This window comes from Streptomyces sp. NPDC037290 (assembly GCF_055603245.1).
Genome location: NZ_JBVJVZ010000004.1, coordinates 66,492 through 86,544 on the forward strand (window position 1 = coordinate 66,492; position 20,053 = coordinate 86,544).

The window sequence follows — 20,053 nt, forward strand, 5'->3', positions numbered from 1 at the left end:
CAGCTTTTGCTCGCAACCTTCCGTAACCCCAAGCGAAGAACCGGTTGGTCCCCCCAGAGGCACGCGGCACCACAGCGGGCTCTGCTCCTCCGTCCCCCCCGGACCCGTCGACCCGTGTCTCACGCGGCGAGAGCGTGCCCCGGGTGGAGCACCACCTTGGTGTAGCCCTCGACCCGCTTGTCGAACTTCTCGTACGCCTGCGGTGCCTGGTCCAGGGGCAGCTCGTGCGAGACCACGAAGCTGGGCTTGGCCCGCCCGGCGATGATCATGTCGCGCAGCTGGCGGTTGTACCGCTTGACGTTGCACTGACCGGTGCCCATCTGCTGGCCCTTCTCGAACATCTTGCCGATGGAGACCAGCAGCTGGCCGTGCTTGGCGTGCTCGTCGGGACCACCGGGGTCCGAGGGCACGTACAGGCCCGGTACGCCGAGCATGCCGGTGGGGCGTACCGTCATGACGAGCTCGTTGAGGACGATGGCGGGTTCCTCGTGGCTGGCGTCGTGTGCCTGGGCCTGGTAGCCGACGGCGTCGACGCCCTTGTCGGTTCCCTCACCTCCGGTCTGTTCCTTGATCTGCTCGGCCGGGTCGCCCTTGGTGAAGTCGATGGGGATGGCTCCTATCTCCTCCGCCTTGGCGAGCCGCTCGGGCACCCGGTCGACGGAGAAGACCTTCGCCGCACCGCGCAGCAGCGCCGAGTAGGCCGCCATCAGACCCACCGGTCCGGCACCGAAGACGGCCACGCTCTCACCGGGGGAGACCTGGGCGAGTTCGCAGCCGTGGTAGCCGGTCGGGAAGATGTCGGCGAGCAGCACGAAATCGGTCTCGAACTCCTCGCCCGGCGGCAGCTTCAGGCAGTTGAAGTCGGCGAACGGCACCCGCAGCAGCTCGGCCTGGCCGCCCTTGTACGGGCCCATCGCCACATAGCCGTAGGCCCCGCCGGCGAATCCGGGGTTGACCGTCAGGCAGAAGCCGGTCTTTCCGGCGAGACAGTTCTTGCAGAATCCGCAGGCGACGTTGAAGGGCATCACGACGCGGTCACCCTCGGACAGGGAGGTCACGCCGCTGCCGACCTCCTCGATGATGCCGAGGTTCTCGTGTCCGAAGACGATGCCCGACTCGGCCGCCGTGCGGCCCTCGTACATGTGCAGGTCCGAGCCGCATATGGCGGTCGACGTGACCCGTACGAGCACATCGTTGGGATGCTGGATCTGAGGGTCCTGGACGTCCTTCACCGCCACGCTGAAGGGCTCTTCGTAGACGACCGCTTTCACCTCTGTCACCTCCGCGTCGAGCGCTGGACGACGGCGGAGAGGAGGGGTTGCTGCCGAGGGGACGCACGCGCGGGGACGCACCCGGGGACGCGGGCCCTCGGACTGTGCCGTGACCCCATGTGCCCGCTTCACCGCCGGTACTTCCAGGTAACGCCCGTACGAGAAGCGGTGCAACCCGCGTGGGACGGGTCCGCGGCCGAGGCGCTCACCCCCGTGTGCGAACGCATATTCGACAGTAGGGTTCGTTCCATGACCCTCACCGGCGCGGCCCCGCCCGAGGTGCCCCACAGCGCCCTCGCCGACACCGTGCTGGAGCGGCTGACGGCCGTGTACGGGGGCGCCGCCGAGCCCGAGCGGGCCGGCCCGATGCGGGCGTACATGAAGGACGTGGCGCCCTTCCTCGGCATTCCCGCCCCGGCCCGCCGCGCCCTGTCCCGCACCGTCCTCGCGGGGACGCCCGCGCCCGCCGAGGCCGACTGCGTCGCGATCGCGCTGCGCTGCTGGGCGCTGCCCGAGCGCGAGTACCACTACTTCGCCGTGGACTTTCTGCGCCGGAACGCGGGGCGGTGCGGCCCCGGCCTGCTGCCGGTGGCCCGGCACCTCGTCACGACCGTCTCCTGGTGGGACACCGTCGATCCGCTCGCCGCACACGTCGTCGGACGGCTGGTCGCCGCCGCCCCGTCGCTCACCGCCGCCATGGACACCTGGATCACCGCCGACGACCTGTGGGTGGTCCGTACGGCCCTGCTCCACCAGCTGCCCTACAAGGAACGCACCGACGCCGAGCGGCTGTTCAGCCACTGCCTGCTGCAGTCCGGGCACCCCGACTTCTTCATCCGCAAGGCCATCGGCTGGGCCCTGCGCGAGTACGCCAAGACCGACCCCGGGGCCGTACGGGCCTTCCTGGCCCGGGAGCGGGGCCGGTTCTCCCCGCTGACCGTGCGGGAAGCACTGAAGAACATCGGCGCCTGACCGGCTCCAACTCGCCGGCCGCCGAAAATCGTTCGACGCGGGACATCCGGTCGGCGATGATCGACCGCATGTTCCGGTACGCCTTCCTCCTCGCAGCATCCGCCGCCGCGGATGCGCCGAAGGCTGCCGTCATGATCCTCGTGGCCGCTGTCGACGGCGCCCGAAGCTGACCCTCTCCGGAACGTCCGGCGGACCCCGCAGGGGGAGGGCCGGCCAGTCCCGTGGGGTCCCGCATTCCCGTACGACCAGCAGAGGCTTCGAGGTACAGCCATGTCCAAAACGGCCTACGTGCGCACCAAGCCGCACCTGAACATCGGCACCATGGGTCACGTCGACCACGGCAAGACCACCCTGACCGTCGCCATCACCAAGGTCCTCGCCGAGCACGGCACCGGTACCTTCGTGCCGTTCGACCGCATCGACCGGGCCCCGGAGGAGGCCGCCCGCGGCATCACCATCAACATCGCGCATGTCGAGTACGAGACCGACACCCGGCACTACGCCCACGTGGACATGCCGGGCCACGCCGACTACGTCAAGAACATGGTCACCGGAGCCGCGCAGCTCGACGGCGCGATCCTCGTCGTCTCCGCGCTCGACGGGATCATGCCGCAGACCGCCGAACACGTGCTGCTCGCCCGGCAGGTGGGCGTCGACCACATCGTCGTCGCCCTCAACAAGGCCGACGGCACGGACGACGAGGAACTCATCGACCTCGTCGAGCTGGAGGTGCGCGACCTGCTCACCGCCCAGGGCTACCCCGGCGACTCCGTACCCGTCGTACGGGTGTCGGGCCTGCGGGCGCTGGAGGGCGACCCGCGCTGGACGGCGTCCGTCGAGGCGCTGCTCGACGCGGTGGACACGTACGTGCCGATGCCGGAGCGGTATCTGGACGCGCCGTTCCTGCTGCCGGTGGAGAACGTGCTCACGATCACCGGCCGGGGCACGGTCGTCACGGGCGCGGTGGAGCGGGGCACCCTCCGTCTGGGCGACCGGGTGTCCGTGCTGGGCGCCGACGTGGACACCGTGGTCACCGGCCTCGAGACCTTCGGCAAGCCGATGGAGGAGGCGCAGGCCGGGGACAACGTGGCGGTGCTGCTGCGGGGTGTGCCGCGGGACGCGGTGCGGCGGGGGCACGTGGTGGCGGCTCCGGGGAGCGTGCTGCCCGCCCGGCGGTTCTCGGCGCGGGTGTATCTGCTGTCGGGGCGCGAGGGGGGCCGTACGACGCCGGTCGCGAGCGGGTACCGGCCGCAGTTCTACATCCGTACGGCGGACGTGGTCGGGGACGTCGACCTCGGGGAGCTGGGCGCCGCCCGGCCGGGGGAGACGGTGACCATGACCGTCGAGCTGGGGCGGGAGGTTCCGCTGGAGCCGGGGCTCGGGTTCGCGATCCGGGAAGGTGGCCGGACCGTGGGCGCCGGGACCGTGACCGCTGTGGACTGAGCCCCACAATGGACGGGTGAACGAACCCATACCCGTCACCCGGACCACCGATCACGGCACCGCCAAGCTGATGCCCGATGTCGACCGGGCGCGGGCCTGGCTGCTGACCGTCGACGGGGCGCCGCAGTCGTACGTCGATCTCGACGAGCCCGCCCACCTGGAGTTCGAGTACGCGCGGCGGCTCGGGCACGTGCTGGACACCGTGGCCGTGAGCGGGCGGGCGCTGGACGTGGTGCACCTCGGCGGGGGTGCGCTCACGCTCCCCAGGTATGTGGCGGCCACCCGGCCGGGATCGCGGCAGGACGTCGTCGAGGCCGACCGGGAGCTGCTGGAACTGGTCGCCGAACACCTGCCGCTGCCGGAGGGCTCGGGCATCGCGCTGCACGCGGCCGATGCCCGGGCCTGGCTGGAGTCGGCGCCGGACGATCATGCCGATGTGCTGATCGCCGACGTGTTCGGCGGGTCCCGGGTACCGGCGCACCTGACCACGCTCGCCTACGCCCGCGAGGCCGAGCGGGTGCTGCGGCCCGGCGGGGTCTATCTGGCCAACCTCGCCGACGCGGCGCCGTTCGGGTTCCTGCGTTCCCAACTGGCCACGTTCGCCGCTGTCTTCGAGGAGCTGGCGCTGATCGCCGAGCCCGCCGTGCTGCGTGGGCGGCGTTTCGGGAACGCGGTGCTCGTGGCCTCGCACCGGCCCCTCGACACCGCCGCCCTGGCCCGTCGTACCGCGGCGGACGCCTTTCCCGCGCGGGTCGAACACGGGGCGGCGGTGCGGGACTTCACCGGTTCCGCGCGGCCCGTCGGGGACGCCGACGCGGTGCCGTCACCCGAGCCGCCCGACGGGGCGTTCGGCATCGGCTGACGCCGTCACCCGACCGGGGCTCCCCCAGTCGGCTGCGCTCGGGGCGAATTTGCTGGTGGGGGCGTGCATGGTGAGTCCATGAACACTGCACAGCACACCCCCGCCACGTCCGCCCACCCCGCCTCGCGCATGCGGCGAATATGCACGGCGACCGCCGTGAGCGCCGTCCTCGCCACAGCCTGGGTGGCGGGCTCCGCGAGCGCCGCATCGGCCGCGGCGCAGACGCCCGTTCCGCACGTCGCCGCCCAGGCCACCGTCGTCACACCGGCTCCGGCCCACGGCCACCCCGCCCCCGCGGCCCAGCGCGGCGGCGGCGACTACGGGGACGACGACGAGTGCGACGGTCTCATCATCGTCCTCTGCATCTGACGGTTCCCCGGCGGCACTTCGTACCGCGTCCCGCCCCGTCGAGGCACCGACGGGGCGGGACGCCCGACTTCTCGCCCGGGTCGGAGTCCTGCGACCGTTCCCCACCGTTGGGAGAGACGCATGACACGTGCGGCAGGCAGACCGCGGGGGTTCACGTCGCGAGCCACCGGCCTCGTCCTCCTGGTCTGTGCGGCGGCAGCCCTCGCGCTGGTACAGCCGGCTCCCGCCGTGGCGCGGCACGCCGCAGCCGTACGAGGCACGGATCCGTCCCCCGGCGACCACATGCCGATGCCTCCGGACGTCCACGGCGAGGTCGTGCCCGAGGCGGCGATGCGGCCGCCCGCTCCCACCCTGCCGCGGGACGGGTGGACCGCCGGCGCCGACAGCGAGGAGACCCAGGCCGGCGACCAGCGCGCCCAGATGGTCCTGGACGGCGACCCCGGCACCCTGTGGCACACCAAGTGGTCCGGTGACGGCCCGCCGCCGCACACCCTCGTCATCGACATGCACCGCATCGCGGTGGTCTCAGGGGTGGTCTACCAGCCGCGTCAGGACGGCAGCCCCAACGGCCGGATCGGCGAGTACGCCGTCTCGCTGAGCGGCGACGGCCGTCGGTGGGGGAAGCCCGTGGCCACCGGAACGCTGGCCGACGACGCGAGCACCAAGACGCTGCGGTTCGCCGCCGCCCGCACCCGCTATGTGCGGCTGACCGCCCGCTCCGAGGCCGGCGGGCGCGGACCGTGGACCTCGGCGGCGGAGATCAACCTGCTCGGGGACCCGGGCGGCCCCGCAGCCGGTGCCGACCTGCCGCGCGACGGGTGGACCGCCACCGCCGACAGCGAGGAGACCCAGGCGAAGCAGGACAGTGTCCGCAACGCCGTGGACGGCGACTCCGGCACCGTGTGGCACACCAGGTGGACCGGTGACGTCCCGCCGCTGCCGCACAGCATCACCATCGACATGCACCGCGCAGCGGTCGTCTCCGGTCTCACCTACGAGCCGCGTCTGGACGGCAGCCCCAACGGCCGGATAGGCCGGTACTCGATCACCACGAGCGTCGACGGCACCACCTTCGGGGAGCCCGTGGCGACCGGGACCTGGCAGGACGACGACACCGTCAAATCCGCCGCGTTCAGCCGCTCCGTCACCGCCCGCTACGTCCGGCTGACCGCCCTCACCGAGGCCGGCGGGCGCGGACCGTGGACCTCGGCGGCCGAAGTGCGCCTGAGCGGGCCGGCCGACCCCGCCGTACAGGGCCAGTGGGGCCCCGTGATCGGCTTCCCGCTGGTGCCGGTGGCCACCGCCGTCCTGCCCGACAACAAACTCCTGGCCTGGTCCGCCTACGCCCCCGACCGCTTCGGCGGAGCCAACGGCTACACCCAGACCGCCATCATGGACCTCGCCACCGGCAAGATCACCCAGCGCCGCGTCGACAACACCAAGCACGACATGTTCTGTCCCGGCACCGCGATGCTCGCCGACGGCCGCGTCATGGTGACCGGCGGCAGCAACGCCGAGCGCGCCAGCATCTACGACCCCGCCACCGACAAGTGGACCTCCACCGGCGACATGAACATCGCGCGCGGCTACCACGGCATGACCCTGCTCCCCGACGGTGACGCGTTCGTCATCGGCGGCTCCTGGCAGCAGGACAACGCCCCGGACAAGGAGGGGGAGGTCTGGTCGGCCGCCACCGGTACCTGGCGCAAACTGCCGGGCGTACCGGTCACCCCCATCCTGACCGCCGACCCGGCGGGCCCCTTCCGGGCGGACAACCACGCATGGCTGTACGCCACCTCCCAGGGACGCATGCTGCAACTCGGCCCCAGCAAGCAGCTCAACTGGATATCCACCGACGGGGACGGCAGCATCACCCCGGCCGGCACCCGCGCCGACAGCGCCGACGCGATGAACGGCGACGCCGTCGCCTACGACGTGGGCAAGCTCCTCACCCTGGGCGGCGCCACGGCGTACGAGGACGCGACGGCCACCAACCGCGCCTACACCGTCGACGTGACCGGCCACGACGGCAAACCCGTCAGCACCCGCACCGGTGACATGTCCTACGCCCGTTCCTTCGCCAACAGCGTCGTGCTCCCCGACGGCAAGGTCGCCGTCTTCGGCGGGCAGTCCTACGCCAAGCCCTTCAGCGACGGCCACTCCGCCCTCACCCCCGAGATCTGGGACCCCGCGACCGGCCGCTTCACCCCCATGGCGGCCATGGCCGTCCCGCGCAACTACCACAGCTCCGCCAACCTGCTGCCCGACGGGCGTGTCTACACCGGAGGCGGCGGACTGTGCGGCGACTGCCAGACCAACCACGAAGACGGCGCGATCTTCACCCCGCCCTCCCTCCTCAACCCCGACGGCACCGAGAAGTCCCGGCCCCGCTTCGTCGGAGACGTCCCCGCCACCATCGGGTACGGGCAGCGGCTGAAGGTGTCGACCGACGTGCCGGTGGCCACGTTCGCCCTGATCCGGGCCGCGGTCGCGACCCACTCCGTCGACAACGACCAGCGCCGCATACCGCTGACGCCCCGCAAGACCGGGACCGCCACCTATGAGCTCACCGTCCCGGCCGACTCCGGTGTGGCACTCCCCGGCACGTACATGCTCTTCGCGCTCGACGGCAAGGGCGTTGCCAGCAGAGCCGCGATGATCACGATCAAGGCCGCCGGCGCCCACTGAGCCCGATCCCGCCTCGTTCCAACTCGCCGTGATCCGCGCTTGTTTGACTGTCCGGTCGGCCCCTCTTAAGGTGATCAAGTCATGTCCATGATCATTTGTCAGGGCAATGACGTATATGCACCACAAGAGAAGAAAGGACCGTCATGCGCAAGCATGCCGCAGCCCTCATCGGTACGGCAGCGCTGATCGGCGCGGCCCTGCCCGCCCTTGTCGCGGCGCCCGCCTCGGCGTCCGGGGCGATCAGGTGCCAGCCCGTCGCCCACCGCTATGTCGTGACCAAGAGCAAGGCTCCCGTGCACAAGACGCCGCGCCCCGGCGGCAAGGTGATCGGCCACGTGGACAAGGGCCAGCACGTCGTCTCCAGGTACGAGTGCGACAACAGCGACGGCACCTGGGAGTGCATCTCCCGCTGCCAGGTCTCCGACAACGGGGACGACAGCTTCTGGGGCAACTGGGTCTACCGCGGCTACCTGCGGCAGGGCTGAGGCTCCACGGTGTTCCGGCCCGGCGTGCCACGGCGGGCCGGAAACACCCCGCGAGCTCACTGGTGCGTCGGGTCCCCGTGCAGCCGGACCGTGCTGAGGATCTTCAGCACGGTCGCCTTGGACACCTCGCCGTCCACCCCCGTGGCGCCGTAGAAGTCGAACGACACGTAGTCGTGCGCCGCGTTCTGGAAGCCGAAGGTGAGCGCCTTGCCGTCGGTGACGCACTTGCCCTTCCGCGGCGTGTGGGTCGACTGCGCCCACGCGTAACTGCCCTTGACGCCCGAGGCGGACGTGAAGGGAGTGGCCTTCTCGTCCCATGAGATGCTCTTCTTGTCCGGCATGGTGTAACCGCCGAACACCCACCAGGGCGGTGTGTTGAGGGCGATCTCGTCCGTGTTCTTGGCCCCGCTCGCCCCCTTGCTGCCCACGACCGCCAGCGAGGTGTCCTCGGTGCGGCCGTCCTTGTCGTCGTCCGAGGTGCACCAGTCGGACTTGTACTCGGCGAGACCCGACATGGTGATCCCCGTGTCCTTCTCGCCCTTGGGGAACGTGAAGTTGACCGCGACGCCGGGGCGCTGGACCTCCCACTCCGCCGGCACGTCGAAGGCGATGCCCCACTTGGGGTTCACCACGACCTTCCAGCCGGCGATGGTCGGCTTCTCCGCCCCGGTGCCGCGCGGGTCGTCCGTCGTCGAACCGGCCGTGGGCTGCGACGAGGGAGACCCGTTCGTGTGCTGCCCGTTCTTCCCGCCGCCGGCCTGGACCTTCTTGTCGTCCTTCCCGCCGAGGACGAGAAAACCGGTCACGCCGGCGGCGACCACGACCGCCGTGGCCGCGAGGATCGCGACCAGTTTCGTGCGGCCGCCGCCCTGCGGCGGCTGCGGAACGGGCGCGGTGGGTGGCTGCTGCTGCCCCCACTGCGACTGCTGGCCGTACTGCCCGGCCTGCGGATACTGCTGGTACCCCGGCTGCTGGTACGGGTTCGGCTGCTGGTAACCCGGCTGCTGATACGGATTCTGCTGCGGGTTGTGCTGCGGGTTCGGCGCGCCCCCTGGCGGCTGCTGATCTGGCCACATGGCCAGTAACCCTAGTGCCGCCAGGGACACGATTCGGTCACCGGGCCTCGTCAGGGTCGTAGCGAACGTGGGTGAGCGACGGCTCGTGCTGGTCAGATTCTGCTACTCGTGAGTAACATGGCGCCATGAGCGCAGACCAGATGTCGATCGGCGAGATGCTCGCCGCCACCGTGCCCATGGCCCGGACGCTGAACCTGGAGTTCCTGGAGACCACCGGGGACCGGGCCGTGGTGTCCCTGCCGGACCAGGGCGCGTACCACAACCACGTGGGCGGGCCGCACGCCGGCGCGATGTTCACCCTCGGTGAGTCGGCCAGCGGCGCCATCGTGCTGGCCGCCTTCGGGGACCAGCTCTCGCGCGCGGTGCCGCTCGCCGTGCGGGCCGAGATCGCCTACAGGAAGCTGGCGATGGGCGCCGTCACCGCGACCGCCACACTGGGCCGCCCGGCCGACGAGATCGTCGCCGAACTGGACGCCGGACAGTGTCCCGAGTTCCCCGTGGCGATCGAGATCCGGCGCGCGGACGGGGCCGTGACGGGCGAGATGACCGTCGTGTGGACCCTGCGCCCCAACCAGCAGGGCTGACGCACCTCACGTGAAGAGGGCCCCGCGCGGGGCCCTCTTGCCGCGTCCTGCGAGAGTCTTCCTCCCGCGCCCTCAGGCGGCGTGGCGGCCTTCCCGGAAGTCGCCGCGACCGTCCTGCAGTCCCGCCGCGAACTCCCTGAGCCGGCTGGTGAATTCAGGTCCGAGGTCCGGACGGGCGCAGGCCGGCCGGACCACCGTGCGCAGACAGCCGCCTTGTCGCCGGTGTCGTAGCGCAGACCGCCGAAGACGACCCCGTGCACGGTGCCGCCCGCCGCGAGGTCCCGGAGGGCGTCGGTCAGCTGGATCTCGCCGCCGCGCCCCGGGCGGGGTGCGCTCCAGGATGCCGAAAACGGCCGGAGCGAGGACATGGCGGCCCCTCCGGGGCGACCTCCGTCAACGCGACCACATGCCGCCCCTGCTGGGGGCCGCGGATGTGAGCAGGCCCGGAGAAACGTGGGGACCACCCGTGGACGTGATACCGCCGGTAACTATTGTCGATTTCCCTGACTTTGATGCCGAGTCAATCGAACTTCTTGTTTCCTGTGAGCCGCGTGTGCCAAGGTGAGCCTCCCCGCGGGAGGGCAAAGGCAGGCGTCGAGCGCCAGGGCCGGCCCTTTAGGTATGCACCAATTCGGCACTGCTTTCCGACAGGACGGCATTTCGTGTGCCGTCCTGCGGCTGGAAAGGAAATGGTTCCGTGCACCCCCCACACCCCCCACGCCCGCCGTATTCGCCCCTGCCCGGTTCGACCGGGGAGTCCGACCGCAATCTCGCCGCCGGGCTCGGCGGCCCGCACCCCGTCCGCCATCACGCCGTCGCGCTGCTGCTGGCCCGCCACTGGCGGGCCGCCCGCGACTACGCCGTCGTCTGCCTGACCTCCGCCGGTCCCACGGCCCACCTCGTGGCCACCGCCGCCTTCCACGAGGTACTCGGCCGTACGGCGGGCGGGGTGGCCGGCGGTGCCCTGCGCCCGCAACTGCTGGTGGTCGTCCGCGACATCGTCCGCGCCTGGGCGGACGACGACGCGGCCTGTGCGACTCTGCCGGAGTTGCGCAAACCCGCCGGCGGTCGCGCACTGCGTGCGACAAAGCCCGGAACGCCGGAAAGACGGCACCTCGCGGAACGCGCTTTCCATGCTCTGCCCGGCGCCTCGCAATGCCTTCTGTGGCACACCGAGGTCGAGGCGGAACCGATAAACGTACCCGCCGGTCTGCTGGGGATCGACCCGGCCACCGCCACGGCCGCCCTGGAGCAGGCCCGCGAGCAATTCCGCGCGGGGTGCGTACGCGCGCACCGCGAACTCGCACCCACCAGAGAATGCCGTTTCTACAACCGGCTCCTCGACGTCCCGCTGCGCCGTGGGGGCGCCCTGCTGCCGGACGTCCGGCAGCATCTGACGGCCTGCGCGTACTGCCGGCACGCCGCAGAAACCTTTGGGCTGTTGGACGAGAGTCCGGGGCTGCTGCTCGCCGAGACCGTCCTCGGCTGGGGAGCCCGCCGCTATCTCGACTCGCGCCCCGGGAGCGGCCCCGCCGAGGAGGCGCCGCCCGCGCCGGCCTCCGAACGGGCGGGAGCCGGGGCCGGCGGCAGGCACCGCACCGGGACCGGCGGTCGCCACCGCACGGCCCTGGCCGTCGGCGTCGGGCTGACCTCGCTCGCGCTGCTCGCCACCGTTCTCGTGGTCCGAAGCTGGTCCGATGACAACGGTGTCCCGGCGCCCGGCGCGACCTGGGGGGGGCTCCGGCCGGCCACACCGCACGCCGGGGCGGCAGCGGCGCCCGCTCCGCCGCCTCGCCCTCGACCGCCTCGACCGCCTCGTCGGCATCGAGCGCATCGTCTGCCTCGTCCGCCTCGGTCGGCGGACCCGTCGAGGTCGCCCACGGCAGCCCGCGCGGCCTCGCCTCCGGGCGCTGCCTGGACGTGGCCCGGGGCACCGTCGCGGCGGGCGCGGGCGCGGGCGCGGGCGCGGACGTCGCACTCGCGCCATGCTCGTCCGCCGCCTCGCAGCAGTGGCCGTACCGGGAGGACGGCTTGCTGCGCAGCGCCGCCGACCCGTCGCTGTGCCTGAACGCCGCCCCCGCGGCGAAGAGCGTCGTCCGGGCCGGATGCCTCGTGCACGCGGGAGAGGTGGCGTACGACGTCACCGTGCGGGGCGAGATCCTGCTCCGCCGTCCGCAGGACCTCGCGCTCGCTGCGGGAGGTTCGTCCATCCGGGTCGGGCCGGCGTCGCGCGACGGTTCGCCGGAGCGGCGCCGGGTGCTGGAGCCGGGAGCGGAGGCGGTACGGCGGCCCGGTACGGCACCGGGTGCGCCGGGCGCCGGCGACGGTCCGGGCGCACGGGACGGTGCCGGGCTGCCGGACGGGGCGGAAGCACCCGGTGACCGGCAACCGGGGCACGAGGAGGGGGGCGCCGGGGGAATCCCGTACGGGAACACCTCGCAAGGCCGGCCCGAGGGCGACGCGGGAGGGTCCGGGCCCGCGGGACACACCGGGCCGGGCAGGCCGGGGGCGGCGAACGAGACCCGGATCGCCCAGGTCCGCGCCGACCACGACCGCCGGCGCCCCCGGGCGGTGGCGGCCGGCGGGGCGATACGCGCGGTCGGCGAAGGTCTTCCGCGGGTGCGGACGCACGATGTCCTCCCGCGGGTTCGGGGGCACGAGGCTGTGCCGTTGGTTCGGGTGCGCGGGGCTCTGCCGCCGGTTCCGGCGCGCGGGCCTTTGCCGTCGGTGTCGCTGCGCGGGGCTCCGTCATCGGTCGCGGGGCGTAAGGGTCTGCCGTCGATTGCGGGCGGCGAGGCCCTTCCGTAGGTGGGGATGCGCGAGGTCTCTCCGCCCGGCCCGGTTCGCGCCACGGCGTCGACGGCAGGCGGGATTTACAGACTTCGCGTGGATGTCCGGGTGTGGTGCAGCAGGGTGGGTGAGCGGTGAACAGGCTGGGAGGTTTGCCGGGGTTGTGGGGATGTGGCGTGGGGGCCTGAAGGGTTCCGGGCCCGCCCCCGTGAAGGGAATGACCGTGTTTTCCGGTTCTTGCGCGGAATTCGTCCCGCTGGCCGAATCGATGTCACCGCGCACGAAAAGGACGCGACGTTATTGACCCGTGAGTAGGCCGGGGCTAGGTTCCGGTGCCCTCGCACCAGAGCGTTCCGCCGCACACCCCCCACCGTGCTGTCTCGCCGATCGTGCCGGAGCATCATGACCTCGCCTGTGCGCGCCCACGACCTCATCCTGTGCCTCACCCCCTTCGGAGCACCCGACGCCGGTCTCGCCGCCGCGGCCGGCGCCGCCGGCGCGCTCGGCGTCCTCGATCTCGGCGCCGGCGACCGAAGATCCCGGGAGGAGCTGTCGCGGCTGAGCCGTGCCGCTCCGGGGCCCTTCGGAATACGGGTGACCGGGCGCTGCGCCCTGACCGCGGCCGAGGTCGAAGACGCCCCCGACACCGTGGTCCTCACCCCGGACGCCACCTGGAGCCGATCCGAACTCCCCGCAAACTGGCGGGTGTTGACGGAGGTAACGGACCTCGGGCAGGCACGCGCCGCCATACGCGCCGGTGCCCACGGGCTGATCGCCCGGGGCAGCGAGAGCGGTGGCCGGGTCGGCGAGCTGAGCACGTTCGTGCTGCTGCAACAGCTGCTCGCCGACGAGGAGTTGAGCGGCGTTCCGGTCTGGGCCTGTGGCGGCATCGGGCCGCGCACGGCGGCGGCCGCCGTCGCCGGTGGTGCCCGCGGAGCCGTCCTCGACAGCCAGCTGGCCCTGCTCGCCGAGTCGGGCCTCACCGAGACGGTCCGGTCGGCGCTGCGCTCCCTGGACGGCTCGGAGACGGTGGTGCTGGGCGGCCACCGGGTCCTGCGGCGCCGGGGCCCGCACGCCCCGCGTCCGCCGGCCGACGACCCGGAGACGGTCGCGTCCCTGCTGGGCGCCGACGGTCTGCCCGGCCGGCTGCTGCCGCTGGGCCAGGACGGTTTCCTCGCCGCCCGCTTCGCCGAACGCTGCGGGGACGTACGAGGGGTGGTGCGGGAGGTGTCGGAGGCGATCCACGGCACCGGCCACGGCGATCCCGCTGCCGCCCTGCGTTCCGGGTCGGCCATGAGCAGGGCGCTCGGGACCCGGCTCCCCGTCGCGCAGGGGCCCATGACGCGGGTCAGCGACCAGGCCGGTTTCGCCGCCGCCGTCGCCGAGGACGGGGCGCTGCCGTTCCTGGCGCTGGCCCTCGCCGACGGCGAGCGCACCCGGACCCTGCTCACCGAGGCCCGCACCGCGCTGGACGGGCGGCCCTGGGGCGTGGGCGTGCTCGGCTTCGCGCCCGAGGGCATCAGGAACGCCCAACTGGACGCCGTACGGGAACTGCGGCCCACGCACGCGATCGTCGCGGGCGGACGGCCCTCCCAGGCCGAGACGCTGGAACGGGCCGGGATCCGCACCTTCCTGCACGTGCCCTCGCCGGGACTGCTGCGCCAGTTCCTGGACGCGGGCGTGCGCCGGTTCGTGTTCGAGGGATCCGAGTGCGGGGGGCACGTGGGACCCAGGGCCTCCTTCCCGCTGTGGGAGGCCCAACTCGCCGTGCTGGACGACTTCTTGGCGGACGCCGACGACACCGCCGGGCAGCTGGAGGTGTTCTTCGCCGGCGGCGTCCACGACGAGCGGTCGGCGGCGATGGTCGCGGCCCTCGCGGAGCCGCTCACCGCCCGGGGCGCCGCCGTCGGCGTACTCGTCGGCACCGCCTACCTGTTCACCGAGGAGGCCGTCGCGCACGGCGCCATCCGGCCCCTCTTCCAGCGGCAGGTCCTCGCCGCCACCACGACCGCCCTCCTGGAGACCGCCCCGGGCCACGCCACCCGCTGCGTCCCGAGCCCCTTCACCGGGGACTACCGCGAGCGGGAGGCCGCCCTACGGGCGCGGGGCCTGCCCGACCGAGAGATTTGGGAGAGCCTGGAACGGCTCAACGTGGGCCGGCTGCGCATCGCCAGCAAGGGCGTCGAGCGGGATGCCGCCGGCGCGCTGACGGCGGTCGGCGAGGAACGGCAGCTCACGGACGGCATGTTCATGGCCGGCGAGGTCGCCGTCCTGCGCTCGTCGACCACCACCCTCGCGGAGCTGCACCGCTCGGTGACCGAAGGCGCCGCCGACTTCCTGGCCCGGCGGGCCGCCCAGCCGAGCCGGCCCCTCGCGAACGCCGAACCGGCGCCGCCCGCACCGCTCGACATCGCGATCGTCGGCATGGCCTGCATGTTTCCGCAGGCCCCCGACCTCGCCAGCTACTGGGCCAACGTCGTCACCGGACGCGACGCCGTCACCGAGGTCCCGCCCGGGCGCTGGGACCCGGCCGTGCACCACACCGCCGGCAACACCGCGTCCCGATGGGGCGGCTTCCTGCCCCGCAACCCCTTCGACCCGCTGCGCTACGGCATCCCGCCCGCGTCCCTCGGCAGCATCGAACCCGTCCAGCTGCTGTCCCTGGAGGCGGCCCGCCGTGCGCTGGAGGACGCCGGATACGGCGAACGGGGCCGGGCGTTCGACCGCTCACGGACCTGCGTGGTCTTCGGCGCCGAGGCGGGCAGTGACCTGTCCAACGCCGTCACCCTGCGCGCCGTCCTGCCCTCGTACTACGGCAAGGTCCCCGATGGCATCGAACAGCAACTGCCCCGGCTGACCGAGGACTCCTTCCCCGGCATGCTCGCCAACGTCATCTCCGGCCGGATCGCCAACCGGCTGGACCTCGGCGGCGCCAACTTCACCGTCGACGCCGCCTGCGCCTCCTCCCTCGCCGCCCTTGACGTGGCCTGCAAGGAACTCGTCCTGGGCACCAGCGACCTCGTCCTGTGCGGCGGCGCCGACCTGCACAACGGCATCAACGACTACGTCCTGTTCTCCTCCGTCCACGCGCTCTCCCCGACCGGACGCTCCCGCGCCTTCGACGCCGCCGCCGACGGCATCGCCCTCGGCGAGGGTGTGGCCTGTGTGGTCCTCAAGCGGCTCGCGGACGCCGAGCGCGCCGGCGACCGGATCTACGGTGTGGTCAAGGGTCTCGGCTCCGCCAGCGACGGCCGCTCCCTCGGCCTGACCGCACCCCGCCCCGAGGGCCAGCGGGCGGCACTGGAGCGGGCCTACCGCAACGCCGGTGTCTCGCCCGCCGACGTCGGTCTGGTCGAGGCGCACGGCACCGGCACGGTGGTCGGCGACCGCACCGAACTCTCCGTGCTCGCCCAGGTGTTCACGGAGGCGGGCGCCACCACGGGCGGCTGCGCGCTCGGCTCGGTCAAGTCGCAGATCGGGCACACCAAGTGCGCCGCCGGACTGGCCGGCCTGATCAAGACCACCCTCGCCCTGTACACCGGGATCACCCCGCCCACCCTGCACCTGGACCAGCCCAACCCGGCCTGGACGGAGGACGACAGCCCGTTCGTCTTCCACACCCGCGCCCGGCCCTGGACCGCACCGGCCGCCGAACGCCTCGGCGGGGTCAGCGCGTTCGGCTTCGGCGGCACCAACTTCCACGCGGTGCTGGCCGCGCACGCCGACGCCGTACCGCCCCGGCTGGCCCTCGACGCCTGGCCGGCCGAGCTGTTCCTCTTCCGGGGCCGGGACACGGCGGCCGCCCACCGGCAGGCCGAGGAGATCCTCCGGGCCGCCGAGGCCGAGGGCCGCCCCTGGCGCCTGCGCGACCTCGCCCTGGCCGCGGCCCGCCGCGCCGACACCTCCCATGAACCGGTACGCGCCGCGATCGTGGCCCGCGACACCGGCGAACTCGTCGCGCTGCTACGGCGACTCCTCGCCGGGGAGCACGACCCGGCCGCCGGGATCCATGTGGCGGCCCCGGCGGGGGTTGGTGTCGCGGGTCTGCCGGGTGGCGGCTCGGTGGGAGTAGGTGTTGCGGGTCTGCCGGAGGGGGGCTCGGCGGGGGTTGGTGTCGCGGGTCTGCCCGGTGGCGGCCCGGTGGGGGGTGGTGTCGCGGGTCTGCCGGAGGGCGGCTCCGTGGGGGACGGCGTCGCGGCTCTGTCCGAGGGCGGCTCGGTGAGGGTCGGCGTTGCCGGCCCCGTGGGTGGCGGCGGTGGGGGCCCCGCGCGTGGCAAGGTCGCCTTCCTCTTCCCCGGCCAGGGCAGCCAGCGACCCGGCATGCTCGCCGACCTCTTCGTCCACCTCCCCGAGCTGCGGCACTACCTGGACCTCGGCCGCACCCACGCCGACACCGTCCACCCGCCGGCCGCCTTCGACGACGCGGCCCGTGAACGCCGCCGGGCCGCCCTCACCGACACCCGGACCGCGCAGCCCGCCCTCGGTATCACGGGCCTGGCCGCCCACGCCTTCCTCACCTCGGCCGGCATCCATCCCGACCAGGCCGCCGGGCACAGCTACGGCGAGCTGGTCGCCCTCGCCGCGGCCGGCGCCCTCGATCCCGGGACCCTGCTGGAGCTGAGCGGCGAGCGGGCCGGCGCGATCCTGGCGGCGGCCGGCGACGACCCGGGCACCATGGCCGCCGTCGGCGCCGCCGCCGAGACCGTCGTACGCACCCTGCACACGACCGGAGCGCCGGCCTCGGTGGTGGTCGCCAACCTCAACTCACCGGAGCAGACGGTCATTTCGGGGCCGACGGCGGACATCGAGACGGCCGTGGGCCTGCTGCGCGCGGCCGGGCTCGGGGCGCGGCGCATCCCCGTGGCCTGCGCCTTCCACAGCCCGCTCGTGGCAGCGGCGGGGGAACGGTTCGGCAAGGTCCTCGCGGACAAGACGGTACGGGCGCCCGAGTTCCCTGTCTGGGCCAACCGCACCGCCGCGCCCTACCCGCCGGACCCCGACGCGGTGCGCGCCGGACTCGCCGCCCAGATCGGTGCCCCGGTCGCCTTCGCCGCCCAGATCGAGGCGATGTACGAGGCCGGTGCGCGCGTCTTCGTCGAGGCGGGCCCCGGCACGGTCCTCACCCGGCTGGTCGGACGGATACTCGGGGACCGCCCGCACCACACGGTCGCCTGCGAGCCGGACCCCGACAGCGGCCTGCGCGGCTGGCTCGACGCCCTTGCCCGACTCGCCGTCGTCGGGCAGCCCGTACGCACCGCCTGGCTCCTGCGGGGCCGGGACGCCGTCGACGCGCTGCGCACCCCGGCGCCGCCGCGGCCCGGCTGGACCGTCGACGGACACCTCGTCCGCACCGCCGACGGAGCACTCCTGCCCGGTGCGCTCGCACCGGCCCGACGAGTCGTGGAGACGACCGTGACCACCGACCAGCCGCACGGCGCCCCGGCCGACCGGGACGCGCTCATCTCCGAATTCCTGCGCACCAGCCGGGAGATGATCGCCGCGCAGCGTGATGTCCTGCTCACCTACTTCGGCGCCACGCCCGGCGCCACACCGCCGTCGCCCGCCGCGCCCGTGCCGCCCCCGCAGACTGCGGCTCCTGAACTTCCCTCCCAGGAAACACAGTTGCTGGTCGGGCCGGACAACATGCAGCCGGCGGACGCCGTGCAGCCGGCGGACGACGTCGCGCGAGTCGTCCTGGAGATCATCAGCGAACGCACCGGCTACCCCGTCGACATGATCGAGCCCGACCTCGACCTGGAGGCGGACCTCAGCATCGACTCCATCAAACGGGCCGAGATCGCCGGCGAACTCGCCAGGCGCCTGGGCATCGCCGGCGGCGCCGAGGTACTCGCCGACGCCGAACTGGAGGAGCTGGCCAAGGCGCGTACGGCAGCGGCGGTGACGGGCTGGCTCACGGCGCGGGTGGGCGGGCAGACCGGCGACGGGGGCGGGGGACCCGGTGCGCGGGTCGGGCCGTCGGACCAGGGCGTGGGGAGCGGGCGGACCGAGTCGTCGCCCGCCCCGGTCCCCGGTGTGGCGCCCCAGCGGAGTGAGGTGCGGCCCGTGCCCCTTGCGGAGCCGGACGCCGAGGCCGGTCAGCACACCGCCCTGTCCGGCCGGCGGTTCGTGGTCCTCGGGGACGGTGAGGGTGTCGCGGCCGAGGTCGTGGCGCGGCTCGGGGCGCAGGGGGCGCAGGCCGTCACCCTCGGCCGGGGGCACCTCCTCACCGCCGCCGACGGCCCGGTCGACGGGGTCGTGTACCTGGGTGCGCTGCCCGGCCCGGACCTCCCCGTGCTGCCGGACGCCTTCCCGGTGTTCCGGGCGGCGCTCGGGCGCGGCCCCCGCCGGCTGCTGGCCGTCCGGGCCGCGGACCGCACGGGGGCGCTGCGGGCGGCCGGTCTGGACGGGCTGTTCCGCAGCGTCGCTCGCGAGTACCCGGACCTGCTCGCCCGGGTCGTCGCCGTGCAGGACACCGCCCCGGCGGCCGTCGCCGACGCCGTGCTCGCCGAGCTGCGCGCCCCCGAACCGGCCCCCGTCGTCCTGCGTACGGCGGCCGGGGCCCGGCAGGGGCTCGCGCTGGTGCCCGCACCGCTCGGTACGCTCGCCGCCACCGGCGCCGGACCCGCCGCGGACGGCGCCGCCGAAGCGGCCGCGCTCGGCCTCGACCAGGACTCCGTCGTGCTGCTCGTCGGCGGCGCCCGGGGCATCACCGCGAGGTTCGCCGCCACGCTGGCCGGCGCCTGCCGCTGCCGTATCGAGCTGCTGGGCCGTACTCCAGCGCCCACCGCGCCCGAGGACCCGCGCACCGCCGCGGCCCGTACCGCCGAGGAACTGCGTGCGGCGCTCGCCACCGGGTCCGGCGCGCTCGGCCCCGCCGCGATCAAACGGGACGCCGAACTGATCCTCGCCCAGCGGGAGATCACCACGACCCTCGCGGAACTCGGCGCGCTCGGCAGCGGGGCCCGCTACCGCTCGGTGGACTTCCGGGACCGGGACGCCGTCCTGCGGGCGGTCAAGGAGATCCACGCCGAACACGGCCGGCTCGACGGAGTCGTCTTCGCCGCAGGGGTGATCGAGGACCGGCTGATCGCCGACAAGACCCCCGAGTCCTTCCAGCGGGTGTACGGCACGAAGACGGCCGGGGCCGCCGCGCTGTTCGCCGCCCTGGACGACCTGCCCGGAGCGCCCGCGTTCACCGTGCTGTTCGGCAGCGTCGCCGCCGTCCTCGGCAACCGTGGCCAGGCCGACTACGCCGCCGCCAACGACGCCCTGGAAGCACTCGGCGCGGACCGGGCCGACCGGACCGGCGCCCGCACGCTGACCGTGCACTGGGGGCCCTGGGCGCCGTACGGTACGCACGGCGGCATGGTCGGCGCGGAACTCGCCCGCGAGTACGCCCGGCGCGGCATCGAGCTGATCGACCCGGACGAGGGCACCGCGGCCCTGCTGCGGGAACTCGCCTGGGGCGAACCGTCGGCCCGTGCCGTCGTCTACACCGCCTCGGGCTGGTGAC

General features: G+C 73.5%; 11 protein-coding genes and 1 pseudogene. 9 read left to right on the top strand and 3 right to left on the bottom strand.

Annotation, left to right across the window (positions count from 1 at the left end):
* Positions 1 to 119 precede the first annotated feature (119 nt).
* Positions 120 to 1,271, bottom strand: coding sequence for a glutathione-independent formaldehyde dehydrogenase (locus ACZ7HQ_RS15185; protein WP_470989217.1), 1,152 nt, complete (start codon positions 1,269 to 1,271; stop codon positions 120 to 122).
* A 249-nt stretch (positions 1,272 to 1,520) separates the two neighbouring features.
* Between ACZ7HQ_RS15185 and ACZ7HQ_RS15190 the strand changes: the two genes are divergently transcribed.
* The 6 genes from ACZ7HQ_RS15190 to ACZ7HQ_RS15215 all read left to right on the top strand — a co-directional run bounded on the left by ACZ7HQ_RS15190 (position 1,521) and on the right by ACZ7HQ_RS15215 (position 8,090).
* A complete protein-coding gene (locus ACZ7HQ_RS15190; RefSeq protein ID WP_470989220.1) occupies positions 1,521 to 2,243 on the top strand; it encodes a DNA alkylation repair protein in 723 nt (240 codons plus the stop codon).
* A gap of 270 nt (positions 2,244 to 2,513) precedes the next feature.
* Positions 2,514 to 3,686: an elongation factor Tu gene (gene tuf, locus ACZ7HQ_RS15195; RefSeq protein ID WP_470989223.1), complete on the top strand. Its 1,173-nt coding sequence runs from the start codon at positions 2,514 to 2,516 to the stop codon at positions 3,684 to 3,686.
* Between the two features lie 16 nt (positions 3,687 to 3,702).
* Positions 3,703 to 4,548 (top strand): spermidine synthase, encoded by an 846-nt coding sequence (locus tag ACZ7HQ_RS15200; RefSeq protein WP_470989226.1) that lies wholly within the window; start codon positions 3,703 to 3,705, stop codon positions 4,546 to 4,548.
* Positions 4,549 to 4,626: 78 nt separating this feature from the next.
* Positions 4,627 to 4,917: a hypothetical protein gene (locus ACZ7HQ_RS15205; protein WP_470989229.1), complete on the top strand. Its 291-nt coding sequence runs from the start codon at positions 4,627 to 4,629 to the stop codon at positions 4,915 to 4,917.
* A 120-nt stretch (positions 4,918 to 5,037) separates the two neighbouring features.
* Complete coding sequence (locus tag ACZ7HQ_RS15210; protein ID WP_470989231.1) at positions 5,038 to 7,605, top strand: discoidin domain-containing protein; 2,568 nt, start codon at positions 5,038 to 5,040, stop codon at positions 7,603 to 7,605.
* 143 nt (positions 7,606 to 7,748) lie between these two features.
* The gene (locus ACZ7HQ_RS15215; RefSeq protein ID WP_470989234.1) at positions 7,749 to 8,090 is read left to right on the top strand and encodes a hypothetical protein; all 342 of its coding nucleotides are present in this window, start codon (positions 7,749 to 7,751) and stop codon (positions 8,088 to 8,090) included.
* A gap of 56 nt (positions 8,091 to 8,146) precedes the next feature.
* Here ACZ7HQ_RS15215 and ACZ7HQ_RS15220 read toward each other — a convergent pair whose 3' ends face one another.
* Positions 8,147 to 9,166, bottom strand: a complete 1,020-nt coding sequence (locus ACZ7HQ_RS15220; protein ID WP_470989238.1) for a DUF8017 domain-containing protein — start codon at positions 9,164 to 9,166, stop codon at positions 8,147 to 8,149.
* Between the two features lie 125 nt (positions 9,167 to 9,291).
* Between ACZ7HQ_RS15220 and ACZ7HQ_RS15225 the strand changes: the two genes are divergently transcribed.
* Positions 9,292 to 9,750 (top strand): DUF4442 domain-containing protein, encoded by a 459-nt coding sequence (locus tag ACZ7HQ_RS15225; protein WP_470989241.1) that lies wholly within the window; start codon positions 9,292 to 9,294, stop codon positions 9,748 to 9,750.
* 72 nt (positions 9,751 to 9,822) lie between these two features.
* Here the strand turns inward: ACZ7HQ_RS15225 and ACZ7HQ_RS15230 are convergent.
* Positions 9,823 to 10,125: pseudogene (locus ACZ7HQ_RS15230) on the bottom strand (UTP--glucose-1-phosphate uridylyltransferase); the annotation flags it as partial.
* Positions 10,126 to 11,670: 1,545 nt separating this feature from the next.
* On the opposite strand from ACZ7HQ_RS15230, the gene ACZ7HQ_RS15235 reads away from it, so the two are divergent.
* Positions 11,671 to 12,558, top strand: a complete 888-nt coding sequence (locus ACZ7HQ_RS15235) for a ricin-type beta-trefoil lectin domain protein (protein ID WP_470989243.1) — start codon at positions 11,671 to 11,673, stop codon at positions 12,556 to 12,558.
* Positions 12,559 to 12,942: 384 nt separating this feature from the next.
* Positions 12,943 to 20,052, top strand: a complete 7,110-nt coding sequence (locus ACZ7HQ_RS15240; RefSeq protein WP_470989245.1) for an SDR family NAD(P)-dependent oxidoreductase — start codon at positions 12,943 to 12,945, stop codon at positions 20,050 to 20,052.
* The last annotated feature ends 1 nt before the right edge of the window (position 20,053 follow it).

Bases quoted from the DNA above. Each gene is read 5' to 3' on its own strand.
- ACZ7HQ_RS15190 (WP_470989220.1), top strand. From the start codon at position 1,521: ATGACCCTCACCGGCGCGGCCCCGCCCGAGGTGCCCCACAGCGCCCTC.
- tuf (WP_470989223.1), top strand. From the start codon at position 2,514: ATGTCCAAAACGGCCTACGTGCGCACCAAGCCGCACCTGAACATCGGC.
- ACZ7HQ_RS15205 (WP_470989229.1), top strand. From the start codon at position 4,627: ATGAACACTGCACAGCACACCCCCGCCACGTCCGCCCACCCCGCCTCG.
- ACZ7HQ_RS15210 (WP_470989231.1), top strand. From the start codon at position 5,038: ATGACACGTGCGGCAGGCAGACCGCGGGGGTTCACGTCGCGAGCCACC.
- ACZ7HQ_RS15215 (WP_470989234.1), top strand. From the start codon at position 7,749: ATGCGCAAGCATGCCGCAGCCCTCATCGGTACGGCAGCGCTGATCGGC.
- ACZ7HQ_RS15220 (WP_470989238.1), bottom strand. From the start codon at position 9,166: ATGTGGCCAGATCAGCAGCCGCCAGGGGGCGCGCCGAACCCGCAGCAC.
- ACZ7HQ_RS15225 (WP_470989241.1), top strand. From the start codon at position 9,292: ATGAGCGCAGACCAGATGTCGATCGGCGAGATGCTCGCCGCCACCGTG.
- ACZ7HQ_RS15240 (WP_470989245.1), top strand. From the start codon at position 12,943: ATGACCTCGCCTGTGCGCGCCCACGACCTCATCCTGTGCCTCACCCCC.